We start from the raw sequence: 16,360 nt of genomic DNA, 5'->3' as shown, positions 1-16,360 counted from the left end.
TCCCCGCACTCAGAATCGGAAGGCAACGCCAGTGGTCACGTTGAACGCGTCCCCTGGGTAGAAGTTCGCAGAGTCGCGCCCGCCCGCGTCATAGGCGGTGTTGGTGGCGCTGGCATAGTGCTGGTTGGTGAGGTTGCGCAGGTCGGCGAACACCTCCCACTTGCGGCTCGGCGCCTGGTAGCCGAACTGGGCGCCCCACAGCAGGTACGAGGGCGTCTGCCAGGTGTTGGCGTAGTCGATGTAGTAGCTGGACGCGGCACGCAGGTTGAGCGAGGCGTAGAACCCGCTGGCCTGGCGATAGGCGAGCTCGGCCTGGTAGACCTGGCGCGGCAGGCCGGGCAGCTGGTTGTCGCCGAAGCGGTCGTCGTGACGGTACTTGAAGTCGTTGAGGGTGTAGGCCTGGCGCAGGTCGAGGGTGTCGCCGTTGGCACCGGTCCACAGCAACGCATTGAGCCCCGCTTCGATGCCTTGATGAAGGGTCGGGCTGGCGTTGGAGGTGGCCGTGAGCTGGTCCTGGGTGGCGGTTGCCTGTTGCACGACCACGGTCAACAGCTCTTTCTGCACCCAGGAGCGGTACAGGGTCAGGCTGCCATCGAAGATCCCATGGCTGCCGCGTACCCCCACCTCGAAGGTCGTGGCCTTCTGCGGCCGGACATCGTAGAGGAAAGGATTGCTGGTGCTGCCCAATTGCCAGGTCACCGGCGGGTCGATGCTGCGGCTGACGTTGCTGAACAGCTGGAATTCGGGATTGATCTGGTAGCGCAGTCCCAGCCGCGGCGCCAGGTCGTTCTCGACGTATTCGACGCTGGTGGGGAAGTTGCTGGGGTTGGCCGCGGTCAGGGTACTCGCCTCGATCTCGCCCTTGCGACGGATGTTGACGAACGACAGCCCCGACGACACCCACAGGTCATCGGCCAGTTGCAGCTCGTTGGCCAGTGTCAGCACGGTATCGCGCGAGCCGGTGTAGTTGGTTTCCTGGGTCCTGAGCCCGGTGGCGCGGCTGTGCGCCTTGACATCGGCCAGGTAGGCGCGGGTGTTGCTGAAGATCACGCTGCTGTCACTGGGCAGGCCGAGGAAGGTGTCGCCGGTACGCAGGTAGCGCAGGGTCAGGTTGATATCCTTCGAGCGCCAATCCTGCGGCGCCACGGCATAGCGCCAGCCATTGAGCAGCGGGTAGTTGTTGTACGACGCGCCGACTTCGAGCCTGGCGCCATCGTCGAAGGTGTAGGTGGTCTTGTTGCCGATGAAGGTGGTGCCGTCCTTGCGCCGCCCGGTGGGCACCAGGTTGCTGCGCGGGTCATGCTTGAGCTGTGCGCGGGTCAGGGTGTTGCCGTTGATCAACTGCTCTTCGCGGTACTTGAAGAACATGCGGGTCTGCAGCTTGGGGCTGAACACGTGGCCGAAGTTGGCGGCTATGCCGCGACCTTCGTTACTGGCGTGATCCTGGTAACCGTCGCGCTCGTTGTGCAGCACGTTGATGTAGTAGTCGCTGTCGCCCACCACACCGCCCGTGCTCAGCTGCTGCTTGCGGTAGCCATAGCTGCCGACCTCGAAGCGTGCATAGTTGCCAGGGTCGGTACGGCCGGTCTTGCTGACCATGTTGATCGCCCCGCCCAGTGCCAACGCGCCGTACTCGTAAGCGTTGGCGCCGTAGAGCACCTCGGTGTGATCCACCGCCTGCATGTCGAGGAAGTCTTCCTGGGTGCCACCGGGGCCGGTGATCGGCAGGCCGTCGAAGAGAAACTTGGTGCCCAGTACATAGCCTTGGTAGAAGGTGTTGAGCCCCGAGCCGCGGATCGAGATCTTGTTCGCAGCCGTGCCGCTGGTGCCCTGGGCGAACACACCGGGCTGCAGCGCCAGTACGTCCTCGGCGTTGGCCGCACGGCCCTGCTCGACTTTGCGGTTGTCGACCACCGCCGTATTGCCAGCAACCTTCTGCAGGCGCTTCTGGTCCTGCTGGGCGCCGGTTGCCGCGGCGCCGGTGACCGTCACCGTGCCCAAGGTGGATTCCTCGGCGGCCAACGTTGCCGGGCTGAAGGCAGCCAGTAACAACGGCAGGCTGGCGGCGGTCACCAGACTGAAACGCGGCTGAGTGGAAAATCGAACTTTCGCACGCACTACTGATACTCCCCATTTATATATAAGGCCGTGTTTCGCTGTTGTTCACGAAGTACGGTCGGGCATTCAAATGGGGTTATTGCAGTTGTTGTGCCAAGGCACTGAATACACTATTTCAGCGATTCGCGTGTTGGAGGACGGGCTATTTGTGCAACCCGCTGTTCGATAAACAACAGTTCAAGACCACACTAGGAGATTCAGCTTTGATTCGGGTATTTCGATATAACGACCGCTGTTCGAAACTCAACAACCGGTCAACAGAATTTCTCTGGAAACACACAACTTTCAATCCTTCGCGCGCAGTATTTGGCGTTCCGGCGCTTTCGCGGACAGTCGAGCCGCCGAACCGCCGCCCCTGCAGCAGGTGGTGACCTGTCTGCAGGGGCAGGTTCATCAATCAACGCTGCTCGAACACCGGATACGACGCCTGCTCGATCGCTGCCATGGCCTGCGCCTCGGTCATCACACCGGACTCGGCCAGGATCGCCAGCAGCGAGCGCCCTTCAAGCACCGACTGACGCGCCAGCTTGCTGACCTGGGCATAACCCAGGCGCGGCACCAGGGCCGTCGCCACCGCCATCGAATCGGTCAAATGCGCCAGGTTGCGGGCTTCGTCAGCCTGGATGCCGGCCACGCACTTCTCACGAAAACGCTGGATGCCCTGAGTGAGCAAGGTGATGCTGTCGAACACTCGCGAGGCCACCACCGGCTCGAAATGGTTGATCTCGAGCTCGCCGTACTGCACTGCCTGAGCCACTGCCACATCGTTGCCAATGATCGCGAAGCTCAGCTGGATCATCGCCATCGGCAGCACCGGATTGACCTTGCCGGGCATGATCGAGGAGCCGGCCTGGGCTTCTGGCAACTTGAGCTCGCCCATGCCGCCCACCGGCCCCGACGACAGCTTGGTCAGGTCGGCGGCAATCTTCGCCAGCGAGGTGGCGCAGGTACGCAGCTCGCCAGATACGCGGCCGAACACATCCATGTTCTGCATCGCATCGAAGGGGTTGGCCGGCGCCTGGTAGGCGACACCGGTGATCGTCACCAGATGCCGGTAGACCGCCGCGCGGTAAGCCTTCGGCGCGCCGAACCCGGTGCCGATGGCGGTGCCGCCCAAAGGCAGTGTGTGCAGCTTTTCACGCACGGCGACCAGTTCGTCGGCCAGGCGGTGAGTCAGCGCGGCGTACCCTCCGAACAACTGTCCCAGGCGCATGGGCTGGGCGTCCTGCAGGCAGGTGCGGCCCAAGTGAAGGGTATCGGCGAACTGCAGCGCCTTGGCATCGAACACCTGGGCCAGCAGGCGCACCTGCTCGATCAGCCCGGCAAGCATGGCGTGGGTGGCGATCTTCAACGCCGCCGGGTACACGTCGTTAGTGGACTGCGAGATGTTGACGTGGTCGTTGGGGTGCACCACCTCGTAGCTGCCCGGCGCATGGCCGAGGAACTGTTGGGCGCGGTTGGCGATGACTTCGTTCAAGTTCATGTTGGTCGAGGTGCCGCCTGATCCTTCCAGCAGATCGACGATCAGCGAGTCGTCACATGCACCGGCGATAACCGCCTGGCAGGCTTGGGCAATGGCGTCGGCCTGGGCCTGGGCGATCACCCCGCATTCATGGTTGGCCAGCGCTGCGGCCCACTTGCACTGGGCAAAGGCATCGCGAAAGGCCGGGTAATGGGCGATGCTCAGCGGCGACACGCTCAGGTTGTCGAAGCCGCGCAGCGAATTCACGCCATAGAGCTTGTCGGCAGCAATCCGCACTTCGCCCACATAATCCTGCTCGACGCGTGCATCGAGGCGATCAAAAGTACTCACGGGTATTTCCCTCATCGAATTTGACTAATGCCTCGACGCCCTTGCCCAGCGCCGCCAGGCGCGGCAGGAAGCCATCGAGGATGACAGCACGCGCCGACTCGCAGGCATCTGCGAAGAAGGCGCCGTATTCGTTGCGCCGCGCCACCAGATAGAGCGAGCGCTCCAGGCTCAGCTCAGGGGTCAGGTGCGCGGTGACGTTGTCGACCCAGGGCATGGCCTGCAGAAAGCACATCGGGCTGGTCACCGCCCAGCCGATGCCTTCGGCGACCATCGCGGTCAGGGCGTCGGCATTGTCCAGCTCCAGGCGGTTGGGCACCCGCACATTGAGGCCGCGCAGGTGCCGCTCGATCTGCAGGCCGACCTGCGACAGGCGATTGAAACGCACCACCGGCAGCACATTGGCCAGCGCCCGCACATCGTCGAGGCTGTGCAGCGCTCGCCCCAGCGCCTTGGGCGTAATCACGAAATAGCGCTCGGTGAACAAGCGATAGCGGATGACGTCGTTGGCATCCATCAGCGGATCGCTGGTGACGATCAGGTCCAGGTCGCGGCGCAGCAACGACTCGCCCTGCTGCGGGCTGAGGCCGGTACGCACCGACAACTGCGTGACCTGGCCAAGCATCTGCCGGGTGAACATCGAGCCACAGGTAGCGGCGAAGGAGTCGACCAGGCCAATGCGCAGGTCGGGTTTGACCCCGCGCCCGGCATCGAGCACCTGCGCCTTGAGGTTGGACAACTCCTCGCTGAGCTGCGCGCCTCGGTTGCGCAGGGCCAGGCCGAACGTAGTCAGGGTCAGCGGCCGCGTGGTGCGGTCCACCAGCACCACGCCAAGATCGTCCTCCAGCTGGCGTACCAGCTGCGATACCCCGGATTGGGAGATGCCCATGCGACTGGCCGCACCGGACATGCTGCCCTCCTCGGCCACGGCGATGAACACCTGTACCGCGTACATGTCGATGAGTCTGTTGCCAGGCATGCTCAAGCTCCCGTGTGGGTGATCAATGGGCGTTCAACGGCCGTTCTTCAGGTTTGCCGTCGCCCTCCTCCGGCGTGACCGCCGCCAGGCGCTCCTGGCTGGTTTCCGGGGCGAACAGGTGGCAGAACACACCGCCAAACAGCAGCACCCCGACGCACACGCCCAGCGCCGTATGCACCCCCAGATGCTGCACGGCGATCGGCAACAGGAAGGTGGCGAACGCCGAGCCGAAGCGGCTGGCGGCCACGGCCAGGCCGATACCCGAAGCACGCAGGTGGGTGGGGAACAGCTCCGGCGGATAGACGAACTCCAGGTTGACCGCTGCCGCCAGCACGCACGCGAAGAAGCCGAACGCAATGATGGTGCCCAGCGCCCCGAAGTTGGCCCAGGCCAGTACGGCCAGGCCCACGGCGCTCAGGTAGAAGGTGCCGATAAGGAAGCTGCGACGCGAAATGCGGTCGATGATCAGCAGGCCGAACAGTGCGCCCACCATCAGCAACACGTTGTAGACCAGCCCGCCAACGAACTTGTCCTGCACGTTCAATGCTTCGAGCACACGCGGCGAGAAGGTGCCCAGGGCGAAGAAGGGAATCACCTGGCAGGTGTAGAACACGCAACCGACCAGGGTGTTCTTGCGCCAGCGGCGGCTGAACAGCTCGCTGAAGCTGCCGCGTTGCTGCGCCGCTGCCGGTGGCGCGACGGGCAAGGTCACGTGCGCACCGAACTTGGCCTGGACGATGGCCAGCGCCTCGGCACTGCGACCGCGCGCCATCAGCCAGATCGGCGATTCCGGCACACCCAGGCGCAACGGCAGTATCAACAAGGCCGGCACACCGCTCAAGGCCAGCATCAGGCGCCAGGCGTCCGGGCCGATATCACGGATGGCGAAGCCCACCAGGTACGCGGCGACGTAACCTGCGGCCCAGGCGGCGGCCAGTACACTCAGTAAACGCCCGCGATAACGGCGTGGGGCGAACTCGGTGACCAGCGACTTGCTCACCACATAGTCGAACCCCAGCACCAGCCCGAGCAGCAGGCGCAGGGCCAGAAGTTGCTCGGGAGAAGTAACGAAGAACTGCGAAGCTGAAATAACCGCGAACAGCAACATGTCCCAGGCAAAGATCCGGCGCCTGCCGAACTTATCGGCCAAGGGCCCTGCAAACAAACTGCCGAGAAACAGACCGGCCAGTGACGCCGCGCCGAGCAAACCCATCCATAGCGCATTCAATTGCAACGGCCCCGCTGCCATGCTGACCGCGATGCCGATAATCCCTAGCACGAATCCGTCACTGAATTGACCGCCTGTACCACTGAACACCGTCTTGATATGAAAACGGCTGAGTGGGAGGTCTTCGAACGAAACTTGGCTACTCATTCGTGTCTCCACTTGCTTCTTGTAGTTGTGAGCCGGCGCGGAGGGCCGGTTACGAATAAGTCTACGGTCACAACTTCAGCAAAACAGCAGGTGCGCTGACAGTATCAAGAATGCTGATAGTGTAAGCCGCAATTGCTGATGAAGTCGGGCGTCCGATATGCGGTCGCTCGTCTGGCAATTGCTCGCTCGGGGAACTCTGGCCAATGGCCGCACCTCTTAATTGCATGCACGAGATCCCTTGGGCTGTGATGCTTCTGGAGGACTGATCATGCGTTATTCACTGCTTGTTCCGGCACTGCTGCTGTGCATTCCCGCGGGGTCCGCCCTGGCCCGTGTCGACGCGGGCGATGTGGCCACCTCGGCAGGGGTTTCTGCTTCGCTCTACTCCACATTCAAGGATGACAAACGGATCATTCCGGCGCGCGACGAGCTGTCTGCGTTCGTGGCCAGCGGCGGTGCGATTCGCGGGGCGTATGTGGAGTCGGCGCTGGAGCAGGTACGCCAGAGCCATCCTGGGTTACAGGCCAGTGATGAAGAGCTGGCCAAGGCGCTGCTGTCGCAGGATGAGGTTGTCGCGGATCATTGATGACTGTGGTGTTCTTTTCGCGGGCAAGTCGCAGCGGCGATTCACAGCTGCGACGTGCCCGCGAAAAGAATACCCGTGATCTCAGGCTTCTCCACGCCACTGCGAAGGGCTCACCCCGGTCTTGCGCCTGAACACTCTCGCAAACGCCGAAGGGCTCTGGTACCCCACCTCATCCGCCACCAGCGCCAGCGGCCTGCCCTCGCGGATACGCTTCTGCGCAAGCCCGATGCGCCAATCCGCCAGGTAGTCCCCCGGGGTACTGCCCACCACCGCGCGAAAGTGCGCGGCAAAGCTCGCCCGCGACATCCCCGCCAACGATGCCAGCGCATCCACGCTCCAGTTGTGCGCAGGGGCGTCATGCATCGCCACCAACGCCCGCGACAGGCGCTTGTCGGCCAGCCCGGCCAACATGCCTGAAGCCATCTGGCCATCGCCGAGCAACTGTCGCAACAGCTGGATCACCATCAGCTCGAACAACCGGTTGAGCACCAGTTCGCGTCCGCAATCATCGCCGAAGGCTTCGGTGAACAGCCAGTCGCTGCTGGCCTGCAACCCGGTCAGGGCGCTCAGCGGGCTGACCAGCGCGTCCGGCAATGCACGGGTCAGCGGATTGTCCGGGCCACCGGTGAACGCCAAGGTGGCGCAGACCAGTTCGGCATTGTCCGACTCGCTGGCCAGCAGTTGGTGGGTCTGCGGACGTATCAGCAAAATCAGGCTGGGTTCTTCCAGCACCTGCTCGTGCCCGTCCGGGCCTCTGAAGCGCAGGCGCCCGGCGCGCAGCAGATGCACATGACCACTGCGCTGCTCGCCATCGAAACGCGAGAGGCCGCAGAAGCCGCCCTGATGGAACGTGGAGGCGTTGAAGTCGAAATGGTTGAGCAGCGTGGCGAGGCGGTCCATAGCAGATCCATATTTAGACGATCAGTCGCATAAGCTGGACGATCTGAACCCGAAAGGCAATTCCTGCTGGGTAATCTGTACCCAAGCTTGAACAACAAGCTCCCACTCAGACAGGAGATTCACCATGACTCGCATTGCCGCCCTGACCATCGAACAAGCCCCTGAAGCCGCCCGCCCAGCCCTGCAAGGCGTGGAAAAAGGCCTGGGCTTCCTGCCCAACGCCTTCGCCACCATGGCCCACTCCCCAGCCGCACTCAACGGCTACATGGCCTTGGCCCAGGCCATGGGCAAGAACAGCCTGACCCCGGCCGAACGCGAGGTCGTGGCCCTGGCGGCATCCCAGGTCAATGGTTGTGAGTACTGCGTGGCTGCGCACAGCTTCTTCGGCGGTAAGTCGGGGCTGAGCGAGGCTGATATCCAGGCAGCACGCGCCGGCACCCTGAATCCGGTAGCCGTGCTTGCCCGCGCGGTGACGCTGAATCGCGGCCAGGTGCCAGACGGTGTGCTGGCCGAGGTACGCGCCGGTGGGTTGGACAATGCGCGGATCGTCGATGTGATTGCCCAGGTGACGCTGCTGACCTTGACCAACTACCTGAACAATGTGGCGCGGACCGAAGTGGACTTCCCACCACGCGGGGCGTGATCGGCCAACAGCAGCAGCCCTCTCGCGGGACAATCCGCGAGAGGGCTGCCCTGTCAGCGCACACTTTCAAAGAAAAGCCGAAAGTCTAACTTCCATAACGATGTTTTTCAGCCAAACCACGTTAGCTAAGGTATCCCCATCGCCCATTGATACCCAAGGAACCCCCATGAAAGCCATCGTCTTCACCGAACACGGTCTGCCCATCGACAGCGCCCAAGCCCTGTTCGACAGCGAACTGCCCCGCCCCACCCCAGGCCCACGCGACCTGCTGGTCGAGGTCCAGGCCATTTCAGTCAACCCGGTCGACACCAAGATCCGCGCCGGCGCCGGCAAGACGGCTCCTCGGGTGCTGGGTTGGGATGCGGTCGGCACCGTCCGTGAAATCGGCACCGAAGTCACCCTGTTCCAGCCCGGTGACCAGGTCTATTACGCCGGAGCCATCGATCGCCCCGGCAGCAACAGCCAATTGCACCTGGTCGACGAACGCATCGTCGGCCACAAGCCCCGCAGCCTGGACAACGCCAGCGCCGCAGCATTGCCGCTGACCTCGATTACCGCCTGGGAATTGCTGTTCGACCGATTGGGTGTCGTTGAAAACGCAGGCCACGGCCAGAGCTTGCTGATCATCGGCGCGGCCGGTGGCGTGGGTTCGATCCTGCTTCAATTGGCACGCCAGCTCACCGGCCTCACCGTGATCGGCACCGCCTCTCGCCCGGAAACCCGTCAGTGGGTGGGCGAGCTGGGCGCACACCACGTGATCGATCACAGCCAGCCGCTGGTCGAGCAACTGAATGCCATCGGCTACCCCGAGGTTGACCTGGTGATCAGCCTGACCCACACCGACAGTCACTTTGCGCAACTGGTCGCGGCGCTGCGCCCGCAGGGCAAGCTGGCGCTGATCGACGATCCGGCCAGCCTCGACGTGGTGCCGCTCAAGCGCAAGTCGCTGTCGCTGCACTGGGAACTGATGTTCACCCGTTCGCTCTATCAGACCAGCGACATGATCAAGCAGCACGAGTTGCTGGAGCGGGTGGCGAAACTGATCGACGATGGTGTGCTCAAGACCACGCTGGGTGAGCATTTCGGCACCATCAATGCCGCCAACCTGCGTCGGGCCCACGCGCTGATCGAAAGTGGCCGGGCCAAGGGCAAGATCGTGCTGGAGGGGTTCGGGGACTGATTTCAGTCATGCGGTGAGGGGGTCGCGAGCACGTCGCAAGGCCGCTGCCCCTCACTGCCACATGTGTCGCCATCGATAAACAGGCTCGACATATCATTCCGCGTGATAATGACCTTCGCGCCATTCGATTCGTTCCTGTAACGCAACACACTCATGATCCGCCCACTATCAATACAGTGGCGGAGTTCTCCATGGAATATTCATTCAAGGCCCTGCGCTATCCCCTCGCTGCCCTGGCAGTGGCGGTGATCAGCGCTTGCGGTAAAACCCCCGACGCCATGCAGGCTCCCGCCGCCCCCAAGGTGAGCGTGGCCAAGGTGATCGAGCAGCCGATCAACGAATGGGATGAGTTCACCGGACGCCTGGAAGCCCCGGAAACCGTGGAAGTCCGCCCGCGCGTCTCCGGCCAGATCGACCTGGTGGCCTTCACCGAAGGCGCTCAGGTCAAGAAAGGCGACCTGCTGTTCCAGATCGACCCGCGCCCGTTCCAGGCTGAAGTCCGTCGCCTCGAAGCCCAATTGCAACAGGCCAAGGCCACCGCCATCCGCAGCGCCAACGAAGCCCGTCGTGGCGAGCGCCTGCGCGACAGCAACGCCATCTCCGCCGAGCTTGCCGAATCGCGCACCAGCGCCGCCGCCGAGGCCCGCGCCGGGGTGGATGCGATCCAGGCCCAGCTCGACCTGGCCCGCCTGAACCTGAGCTTCACCCGCGTCACCTCGCCGATCAGTGGCCGCGTCAGCCGTGCCGACTTCACCGCTGGCAACATCGTCACCGCCGACGTCACCCCGCTGACCAGCGTGGTCTCCACCGACAAGGTCTACGCCTACTTCGACGCCGACGAGCGCGTGTACCTCAAGTACACCCAGCTTGCCCGCCAGGGCCAGCGCGGCCAGACCACCCCGGTGTACCTGGGCCTGACCAACGAGACCGGCAACCCGCACCTGGGCCAGATGAACTTCGTCGACAACCAGGTCAACCCGCGCACCGGCACCATCCGTGGTCGCGCCGTGTTCGACAACCGCGATGGCCAGTTCACCCCAGGTCTCTACGCCCGCCTCAAGCTGGTCGGCAGCGCCAAGTACGACGCCGTGCTGATCAATGACGAAGCGGTCGGCACCGACCTTGGCAAGAAGTTCGTGCTGGTCATGGACAAGGACAACAAGGCCGCCTACCGCGCGGTGGAACTGGGTCCGAAGCTCGAAGGCCTGCGTATCGTGCGCAGCGGCCTGAGCAAGGACGACCGCATCGTGGTCAAGGGCCTGCAGCGTGTGCGCCCAGGCTCGCCGGTCACCCCGGAGGAAACCCCGATGGCCAGTGAAGAAACCCTCGCCACCCTCGCCCGTCAGCGCCAGGCGCTGGAAGCCAGCAATCCGGCACCGGCGGTGGCAGGTTCGAATGTGAAAGTCGCCAGTGCCCAGGCACCGCGCGGTTAAGGGACAACATCGATGAACTTCTCGAAATTCTTCATCACCCGCCCGATCTTCGCCGCCGTGCTCTCGCTCGTGCTGCTGATCGCCGGTGGCATCTCGCTGTTCCAGTTGCCGATCAGCGAATACCCTGAAGTGGTGCCACCGACCGTGGTCGTGCGCGCCAACTTCCCGGGCGCCAACCCCAAGGTGATCGGCGAAACCGTCGCCGCACCGCTTGAACAAGCCATTACCGGTGTCGAGAACATGCTCTACATGTCCTCGCAGTCCACCGCCGATGGCAAGCTGACCCTGACCATCACCTTCGCCCTGGGCACCGACCTGGACAACGCGCAGGTGCAGGTACAGAACCGCGTGACCCGGACCCAGCCCAAGCTGCCCGAGGAAGTGACGCGCATCGGTATCACCGTCGACAAGGCCTCGCCCGACCTGACCATGGTCGTGCACCTGACCTCGCCGGACCAGCGCTACGACATGCTCTACCTGTCCAACTACGCCATCCTCAACATCAAGGATGAGCTGGCGCGCCTGGGCGGTGTCGGTGACGTGCAACTGTTCGGCATGGGCGACTACTCCCTGCGTGTGTGGCTGGACCCGAACAAGACCGCTTCGCGCAACCTGACTGCCAGTGACGTGGTCGCGGCGATCCGCGAACAGAACCGCCAGGTCGCTGCCGGTCAGCTGGGCGCACCGCCCGCCCCCGGCTCGACCAGCTTCCAGTTGTCGATCAACACCCAGGGCCGTCTGGTCAGTGAGGAAGAGTTCGAGAACATCATCATCCGCGCCGGCGCCGACGGCGAGATCACCCGCCTGAAAGACATCGCACGCGTCGAGCTGGGCTCCAGCCAGTACGCCCTGCGTTCGCTGCTGAACAACCAGCCGGCGGTAGCGATCCCGATCTTCCAGCGCCCTGGCTCCAACGCCATCGAGATCTCCGACGAAGTACGGGCGAAGATGGCCGAGCTGAAGAAGGACTTCCCGGAAGGGATGGACTACAGCATCGTCTATGACCCGACCGTGTTCGTCCGCGGCTCGATCGAAGCGGTGGTGCACACCCTGTTCGAAGCCCTGGTGCTGGTCGTGCTGGTCGTGATCCTGTTCCTGCAGACCTGGCGCGCCTCGATCATCCCGCTGATGGCCGTACCGGTCTCGCTGATCGGTACCTTCGCGGTGATGCATCTGTTCGGCTTCTCGCTCAACGCCTTGTCGCTATTCGGCCTGGTCCTGGCGATCGGGATCGTGGTGGACGACGCCATCGTCGTGGTGGAGAACGTCGAGCGCAACATCGGCCTGGGCCTGCAGCCCATGGAGGCCACGCAAAAAGCCATGAGCGAGGTGACCGGCCCGATCATCGCCACCGCCCTGGTACTGTGCGCGGTATTCGTACCGGCGGCGTTCATTTCCGGCCTTACCGGGCAGTTCTACAAGCAGTTCGCCCTGACCATCGCCATCTCCACCGTGATCTCGGCGTTCAACTCGCTGACCCTGTCGCCGGCCCTGGCCGCGGTGCTGCTCAAGGACCACCACGCGCCCAAGGACCGTTTCTCGCGGTTCCTGGAAAAACTGCTGGGCAGCTGGCTGTTCGCGCCGTTCAACCGCTTCTTCGACCGTGCCAGCAACAGCTACGTCGGTGGCGTACGCCGGGTCATTCGTTCCAGCGGCATCGCCCTGTTCGTGTATGCCGGCCTGATGGGCCTGACCTACCTGGGCTTCTCGTCCACGCCGACCGGCTTCGTCCCGGCGCAGGACAAGCAATACCTGGTGGCCTTCGCCCAGTTGCCTGACGCCGCCAGCCTCGACCGCACGGAGGCAGTGATCAAGCGCATGAGCGAAATCGCCCTCAAGCAACCAGGCGTTGCCGACTCGGTGGCCTTCCCGGGCCTGTCGATCAACGGCTTCACCAACAGCCCCAACAGCGGCATCGTGTTCACCCCGCTCAAGCCGTTCGATGAGCGCAAGGACCCGAGCCAGTCGGCACAAGCCATCGCCGCAGCGCTGAACGCGCAGTTCGCCGATATCCAGGACGCCTACATCGCGATCTTCCCACCGCCGCCGGTACAGGGCCTGGGCACCATTGGCGGCTTCCGCCTGCAGATCGAGGACCGCGGCAACCTGGGCTACGAGGCGCTGTACAAGGAAACCCAGAACGTCATCGCCAAGAGCCGCAGCGTGCCTGAGCTCGCCGGGTTGTTCACCAGCTACCAGGTCAACGTGCCGCAGGTCGATGCTGCCATCGACCGGGAAAAGGCCAAGACCCATGGCGTGGCGATCACCGACATCTTCGACACCCTGCAGGTCTACCTGGGCTCGCTGTACACCAACGACTTCAACCGCTTTGGCCGGACCTACCAGGTCAACGTCCAGGCTGAACAGCAGTTCCGTCTCGACGCCGAGCAGATTGGCCAGTTGAAGGTGCGCAACAACCTGGGCGAGATGATCCCGCTGGCGACCTTCCTCAAGGTCAGCGACACCTCCGGTCCCGACCGCGTGATGCACTACAACGGCTTCATCACCGCCGAAATCAACGGTGCCGCAGCCCCAGGCTACAGCTCCGGCCAGGCCGAGGCGGCGATCGAGAAACTGCTGAAGGAAGAACTGCCCAACGGCATGACCTACGAGTGGACCGACCTGACCTACCAGCAGATCCTCTCGGGCAACACCGCGCTGTTCGTGTTCCCGCTCTGCGTACTGCTGGCCTTCCTGGTGCTGGCTGCCCAGTACGAAAGCTGGAGCCTGCCACTGGCGGTGATCCTGATCGTACCGATGACCCTGCTGTCGGCCATCACTGGCGTGATCATTTCCGGGGGTGACAACAACATCTTCACCCAGATCGGCCTGATCGTACTGGTGGGCCTGGCGTGCAAGAACGCGATCCTCATCGTCGAGTTCGCCAAGGACAAGCAGGCCGAGGGCCTGGATCCGCTGGCCGCCGTGCTGGAAGCCTGCCGCCTGCGTCTGCGTCCGATCCTGATGACCTCGATCGCCTTCATCATGGGTGTGGTGCCGCTGGTGTTCTCCTCCGGTGCCGGTGCCGAGATGCGTCATGCCATGGGCGTGGCGGTGTTCTCGGGGATGATCGGGGTGACCGTGTTCGGCCTGTTCCTGACGCCGGTGTTCTTCAACCTGATCCGCCGTCACGTCGAACGTCGCCAGGCCCGCAAGGCCGAGCGAGTGCAAGCGCTGGAGAATCATGCATGAACCTGCTCAAACCCCTGACTCCTAGCCTTCTGGCGCTGGCCCTGGCGGCCTGCGCGGTGGGCCCGGACTACAAGACCCCAGACACCCAGCCTGCGCGTTTCGATACCGAAACGCCGGCCAAGACCCTGGACCGCAGCCGCTTCGAAAGCAGTTGGTGGAAGCAGTTCGACGACCCGACCCTGAACCAGCTGGTGCAGGCATCGCTGCAGGGCAACCGTGACCTGCGCGTGGCCTTCGCCCGCCTCAAGGCCGCGCGCTCGATCCGCGAGGACGTCTCCAACGACGACCTGCCGGTGGTCACCAGCCGCGCCAGCAGCGACATCGGCAAGGGCCAGGTACCCGGCCAGACCGATCGCCGAGTCAACACCGAGCGCTACGACCTGGGCCTGGACATGGCCTGGGAGGTCGACCTGTTCGGCCGCATCCAGCGTCAGATCGAGGCCAGCAAGGCTCAGGAAGACGCCGCCGAAGCCGACCTGCAACAACTGCAGGTCAGCCTGATCGCCGAGCTGGTGGATGCCTACGGCCAGCTGCGTGGCGCTCAGTTGCGCGAAAAGATCGCCCTGGCCAACCTCAAGACCCAGCAAGACTCGCGCAGCATCACCGTGACCCTGCGCGACACCGGGGTCGGCAACGAGCTGGATGTGGTGCGTGCCGATGCCCGCCTGGCGGCAGTCGAGGCCACCGTGCCGCAACTGCAGGCCGAGCAGGTGCGGGCACGCAACCGTATCGCCACCCTGCTGGGTGAGCGCCCGGACGCACTGAGCGTGGACCTGTCGCCCAAGCAACTGCCTGCAATCGCCAAGGCGCTGCCGGTGGGTGATCCGGGTGAACTGCTGCGCCGCCGTCCGGACATCCGCAGCGCCGAGCGTCAACTCGCCGCCGCCACCGCCAATGTGGGCGTCGCCACCGCCGACCTGTTCCCACGGGTCAGCCTGAGCGGCTTCCTGGGCTTCACCGCTGGGCGTGGCTCGCAGATCGGTTCGTCCGCTGCCAATGCCTGGGCACTGGGCCCGACCATCAGCTGGGCCGCCTTCGACCTGGGCAGCGTGCGTGCCCGCTTGCGCGGCGCCAAGGCCGACGCCGAAGGCGCGCTGGCGACCTATGAGCAACAGGTACTGCTGGCACTGGAAGAGTCCTCCAATGCGTTCAGCGATTACGGCAAGCGCCAGCAGCGCCTGCTGTCGCTGATCCGCCAGAGCGATGCCAGCGGCAAGGCGGCAGAACTGGCCTCGGTGCGCTACCGCGAAGGCACGGTGGATTACCTGGTGTTGCTCGATGCCGAGCGCGAAAAGCTTGCCGCCGAAGATGCCCAGGCCCAGGGCGAAGTCGAGCTGTATCGCGGCATCGTCTCGATCTACAAGGCCTTGGGTGGCGGCTGGCAGCCAGACACCGTGGCCAGCGTGAAGTAACCCTCACGCGATCCGTTGCAACGACTCCTTTGGTTGGTCCCTCCCCCAACCCTTTGCCCCGCCGACCTTGGTCCGCGGGGCTTTTTTTTGCAGCCCTGGCCGTGCGCACCGGCGTCAGGCTCATGACACCGCGCGGATCAATGCCAGGATGTCGTCCCGGCTTACCACCGTGCGGCTCAGCGCATTGTGAATGGTGAAGCCTTCGATCAGCGCATCCAGCGCCCGCGCGGTCTTCTCGTCGAAATGCACCTGCAACGCCGCCCGCGAGCGGGCCATCCAGTCATCCATGATGTAAGTGTAGTCGGGGTGGCGCGAGACGAAGGCATAGAGTTCGAAGATCAGCAGCATCTGCCCCGAAGCTTTCCACAACTCGCCACAGATCAGGTCGGCCAGCAGTTCGCGGGCATGCTCGGCATCACGCGCATCGCCCAGACGGGTGAAGTACTGATCGGCGATGCGGTTGGTCATCTTGACGAAGGCTGCCGCGACGATCTCCTGGATGGTGCTGAAGTGGTAGGTCATGGTCCCTGGCGAAATCCCGGCCTCGCTGGCGATGCGCCGGTAGGTGGCGCACACCGAACCGTCGCGCTGGATCACCCGCAATGCGGCATCGATGATCTGTGCCTTGACGTCGCTGTCGCTGCTGTCCTGTTTTCGCGGCCTTGCCATGGTGGTCTCTTGAGGTGGGTTCGCTGCAGAGCATACCAGCCAGGACGCTCGCCCGGCATGCTG

Annotated in this window: 12 protein-coding genes; 6 read left to right on the top strand and 6 right to left on the bottom strand. The window is 63.9% G+C overall.

Features of this window, described 5'->3' with window-relative positions; translation table 11 throughout:
• Nucleotides 1-9: 9 nt before the first annotated feature.
• The 4 genes from ACTYOL_RS12225 to ACTYOL_RS12210 all read right to left on the bottom strand — a co-directional run bounded on the left by ACTYOL_RS12225 (nucleotide 10) and on the right by ACTYOL_RS12210 (nucleotide 6,282).
• Entirely contained in the window at nucleotides 10-2,118 is a 2,109-nt protein-coding gene (locus tag ACTYOL_RS12225) for a TonB-dependent receptor family protein (RefSeq protein WP_444757986.1), read from the bottom strand.
• Nucleotides 2,119-2,515: 397 nt separating this feature from the next.
• Nucleotides 2,516-3,931: an aspartate ammonia-lyase gene (locus ACTYOL_RS12220; protein ID WP_444757985.1), complete on the bottom strand. Its 1,416-nt coding sequence runs from the start codon at nucleotides 3,929-3,931 to the stop codon at nucleotides 2,516-2,518.
• Entirely contained in the window at nucleotides 3,918-4,907 is a 990-nt protein-coding gene (locus ACTYOL_RS12215) for a LysR family transcriptional regulator (RefSeq protein ID WP_197889643.1), read from the bottom strand. The genes ACTYOL_RS12220 and ACTYOL_RS12215 overlap by 14 nt, the downstream gene beginning before the upstream one ends.
• Nucleotides 4,908-4,929: 22 nt before the next feature.
• Entirely contained in the window at nucleotides 4,930-6,282 is a 1,353-nt protein-coding gene (locus ACTYOL_RS12210) for an MFS transporter (protein WP_444757984.1), read from the bottom strand.
• Nucleotides 6,283-6,550: 268 nt separating this feature from the next.
• Here ACTYOL_RS12210 and ACTYOL_RS12205 point away from each other — a divergent pair, with 268 nt between their 5' ends.
• A complete protein-coding gene (locus ACTYOL_RS12205) occupies nucleotides 6,551-6,868 on the top strand; it encodes a DUF2388 domain-containing protein (RefSeq protein WP_054891299.1) in 318 nt (105 codons plus the stop codon).
• A gap of 81 nt (nucleotides 6,869-6,949) precedes the next feature.
• Here the strand turns inward: ACTYOL_RS12205 and ACTYOL_RS12200 are convergent, their stop codons facing one another.
• On the bottom strand, nucleotides 6,950-7,768 hold the full coding sequence (locus tag ACTYOL_RS12200) for a cupin domain-containing protein (RefSeq protein WP_444757983.1): 819 nt from the start codon (nucleotides 7,766-7,768) through the stop codon (nucleotides 6,950-6,952).
• 124 nt (nucleotides 7,769-7,892) lie between these two features.
• On the opposite strand from ACTYOL_RS12200, the gene ACTYOL_RS12195 reads away from it, so the two are divergent.
• From ACTYOL_RS12195 to ACTYOL_RS12175, 5 genes are all read left to right on the top strand, one after another.
• Nucleotides 7,893-8,411, top strand: a complete 519-nt coding sequence (locus ACTYOL_RS12195) for a carboxymuconolactone decarboxylase family protein (protein WP_054891297.1) — start codon at nucleotides 7,893-7,895, stop codon at nucleotides 8,409-8,411.
• 166 nt (nucleotides 8,412-8,577) lie between these two features.
• On the top strand, nucleotides 8,578-9,591 hold the full coding sequence (locus ACTYOL_RS12190; protein ID WP_444757982.1) for a zinc-binding alcohol dehydrogenase family protein: 1,014 nt from the start codon (nucleotides 8,578-8,580) through the stop codon (nucleotides 9,589-9,591).
• 191 nt (nucleotides 9,592-9,782) lie between these two features.
• The gene (gene mexE / locus ACTYOL_RS12185; protein WP_065862810.1) at nucleotides 9,783-11,024 is read left to right on the top strand and encodes a multidrug efflux RND transporter periplasmic adaptor subunit MexE; all 1,242 of its coding nucleotides are present in this window, start codon (nucleotides 9,783-9,785) and stop codon (nucleotides 11,022-11,024) included.
• 12 nt (nucleotides 11,025-11,036) lie between these two features.
• On the top strand, nucleotides 11,037-14,216 hold the full coding sequence (locus ACTYOL_RS12180; protein ID WP_054891294.1) for an efflux RND transporter permease subunit: 3,180 nt from the start codon (nucleotides 11,037-11,039) through the stop codon (nucleotides 14,214-14,216).
• Entirely contained in the window at nucleotides 14,213-15,628 is a 1,416-nt protein-coding gene (locus ACTYOL_RS12175) for an efflux transporter outer membrane subunit (RefSeq protein ID WP_200602525.1), read from the top strand. Before ACTYOL_RS12180 ends, ACTYOL_RS12175 begins: the two co-directional genes overlap by 4 nt.
• A gap of 120 nt (nucleotides 15,629-15,748) precedes the next feature.
• Here the strand turns inward: ACTYOL_RS12175 and ACTYOL_RS12170 are convergent, their stop codons facing one another.
• Complete coding sequence (locus ACTYOL_RS12170) at nucleotides 15,749-16,297, bottom strand: TetR/AcrR family transcriptional regulator (protein ID WP_197889638.1); 549 nt, start codon at nucleotides 16,295-16,297, stop codon at nucleotides 15,749-15,751.
• Between the last annotated feature and the right edge of the window lie 63 nt (nucleotides 16,298-16,360).

The sequence above is a fragment of the Pseudomonas sp. A014 genome (genome assembly GCF_052378495.1).
Lineage (GTDB): Bacteria > Pseudomonadota > Gammaproteobacteria > Pseudomonadales > Pseudomonadaceae > Aquipseudomonas > Aquipseudomonas machongensis.
Note: the sequence above shows the minus strand (reverse complement) of the source record. Positions and strands in the feature narration are given on the sequence as shown.

Excerpts from the sequence above, each read along its gene's own strand:
- ACTYOL_RS12215 (WP_197889643.1), bottom strand. The coding sequence starts at position 4,907 with ATGCCTGGCAACAGACTCATCGACATGTACGCGGTACAGGTGTTCATC.
- ACTYOL_RS12210 (WP_444757984.1), bottom strand. The coding sequence starts at position 6,282 with ATGAGTAGCCAAGTTTCGTTCGAAGACCTCCCACTCAGCCGTTTTCAT.
- ACTYOL_RS12205 (WP_054891299.1), top strand. The coding sequence starts at position 6,551 with ATGCGTTATTCACTGCTTGTTCCGGCACTGCTGCTGTGCATTCCCGCG.
- ACTYOL_RS12200 (WP_444757983.1), bottom strand. The coding sequence starts at position 7,768 with ATGGACCGCCTCGCCACGCTGCTCAACCATTTCGACTTCAACGCCTCC.
- ACTYOL_RS12195 (WP_054891297.1), top strand. The coding sequence starts at position 7,893 with ATGACTCGCATTGCCGCCCTGACCATCGAACAAGCCCCTGAAGCCGCC.
- ACTYOL_RS12190 (WP_444757982.1), top strand. The coding sequence starts at position 8,578 with ATGAAAGCCATCGTCTTCACCGAACACGGTCTGCCCATCGACAGCGCC.
- mexE (WP_065862810.1), top strand. The coding sequence starts at position 9,783 with ATGGAATATTCATTCAAGGCCCTGCGCTATCCCCTCGCTGCCCTGGCA.
- ACTYOL_RS12180 (WP_054891294.1), top strand. The coding sequence starts at position 11,037 with ATGAACTTCTCGAAATTCTTCATCACCCGCCCGATCTTCGCCGCCGTG.
- ACTYOL_RS12175 (WP_200602525.1), top strand. The coding sequence starts at position 14,213 with ATGAACCTGCTCAAACCCCTGACTCCTAGCCTTCTGGCGCTGGCCCTG.
- ACTYOL_RS12170 (WP_197889638.1), bottom strand. The coding sequence starts at position 16,297 with ATGGCAAGGCCGCGAAAACAGGACAGCAGCGACAGCGACGTCAAGGCA.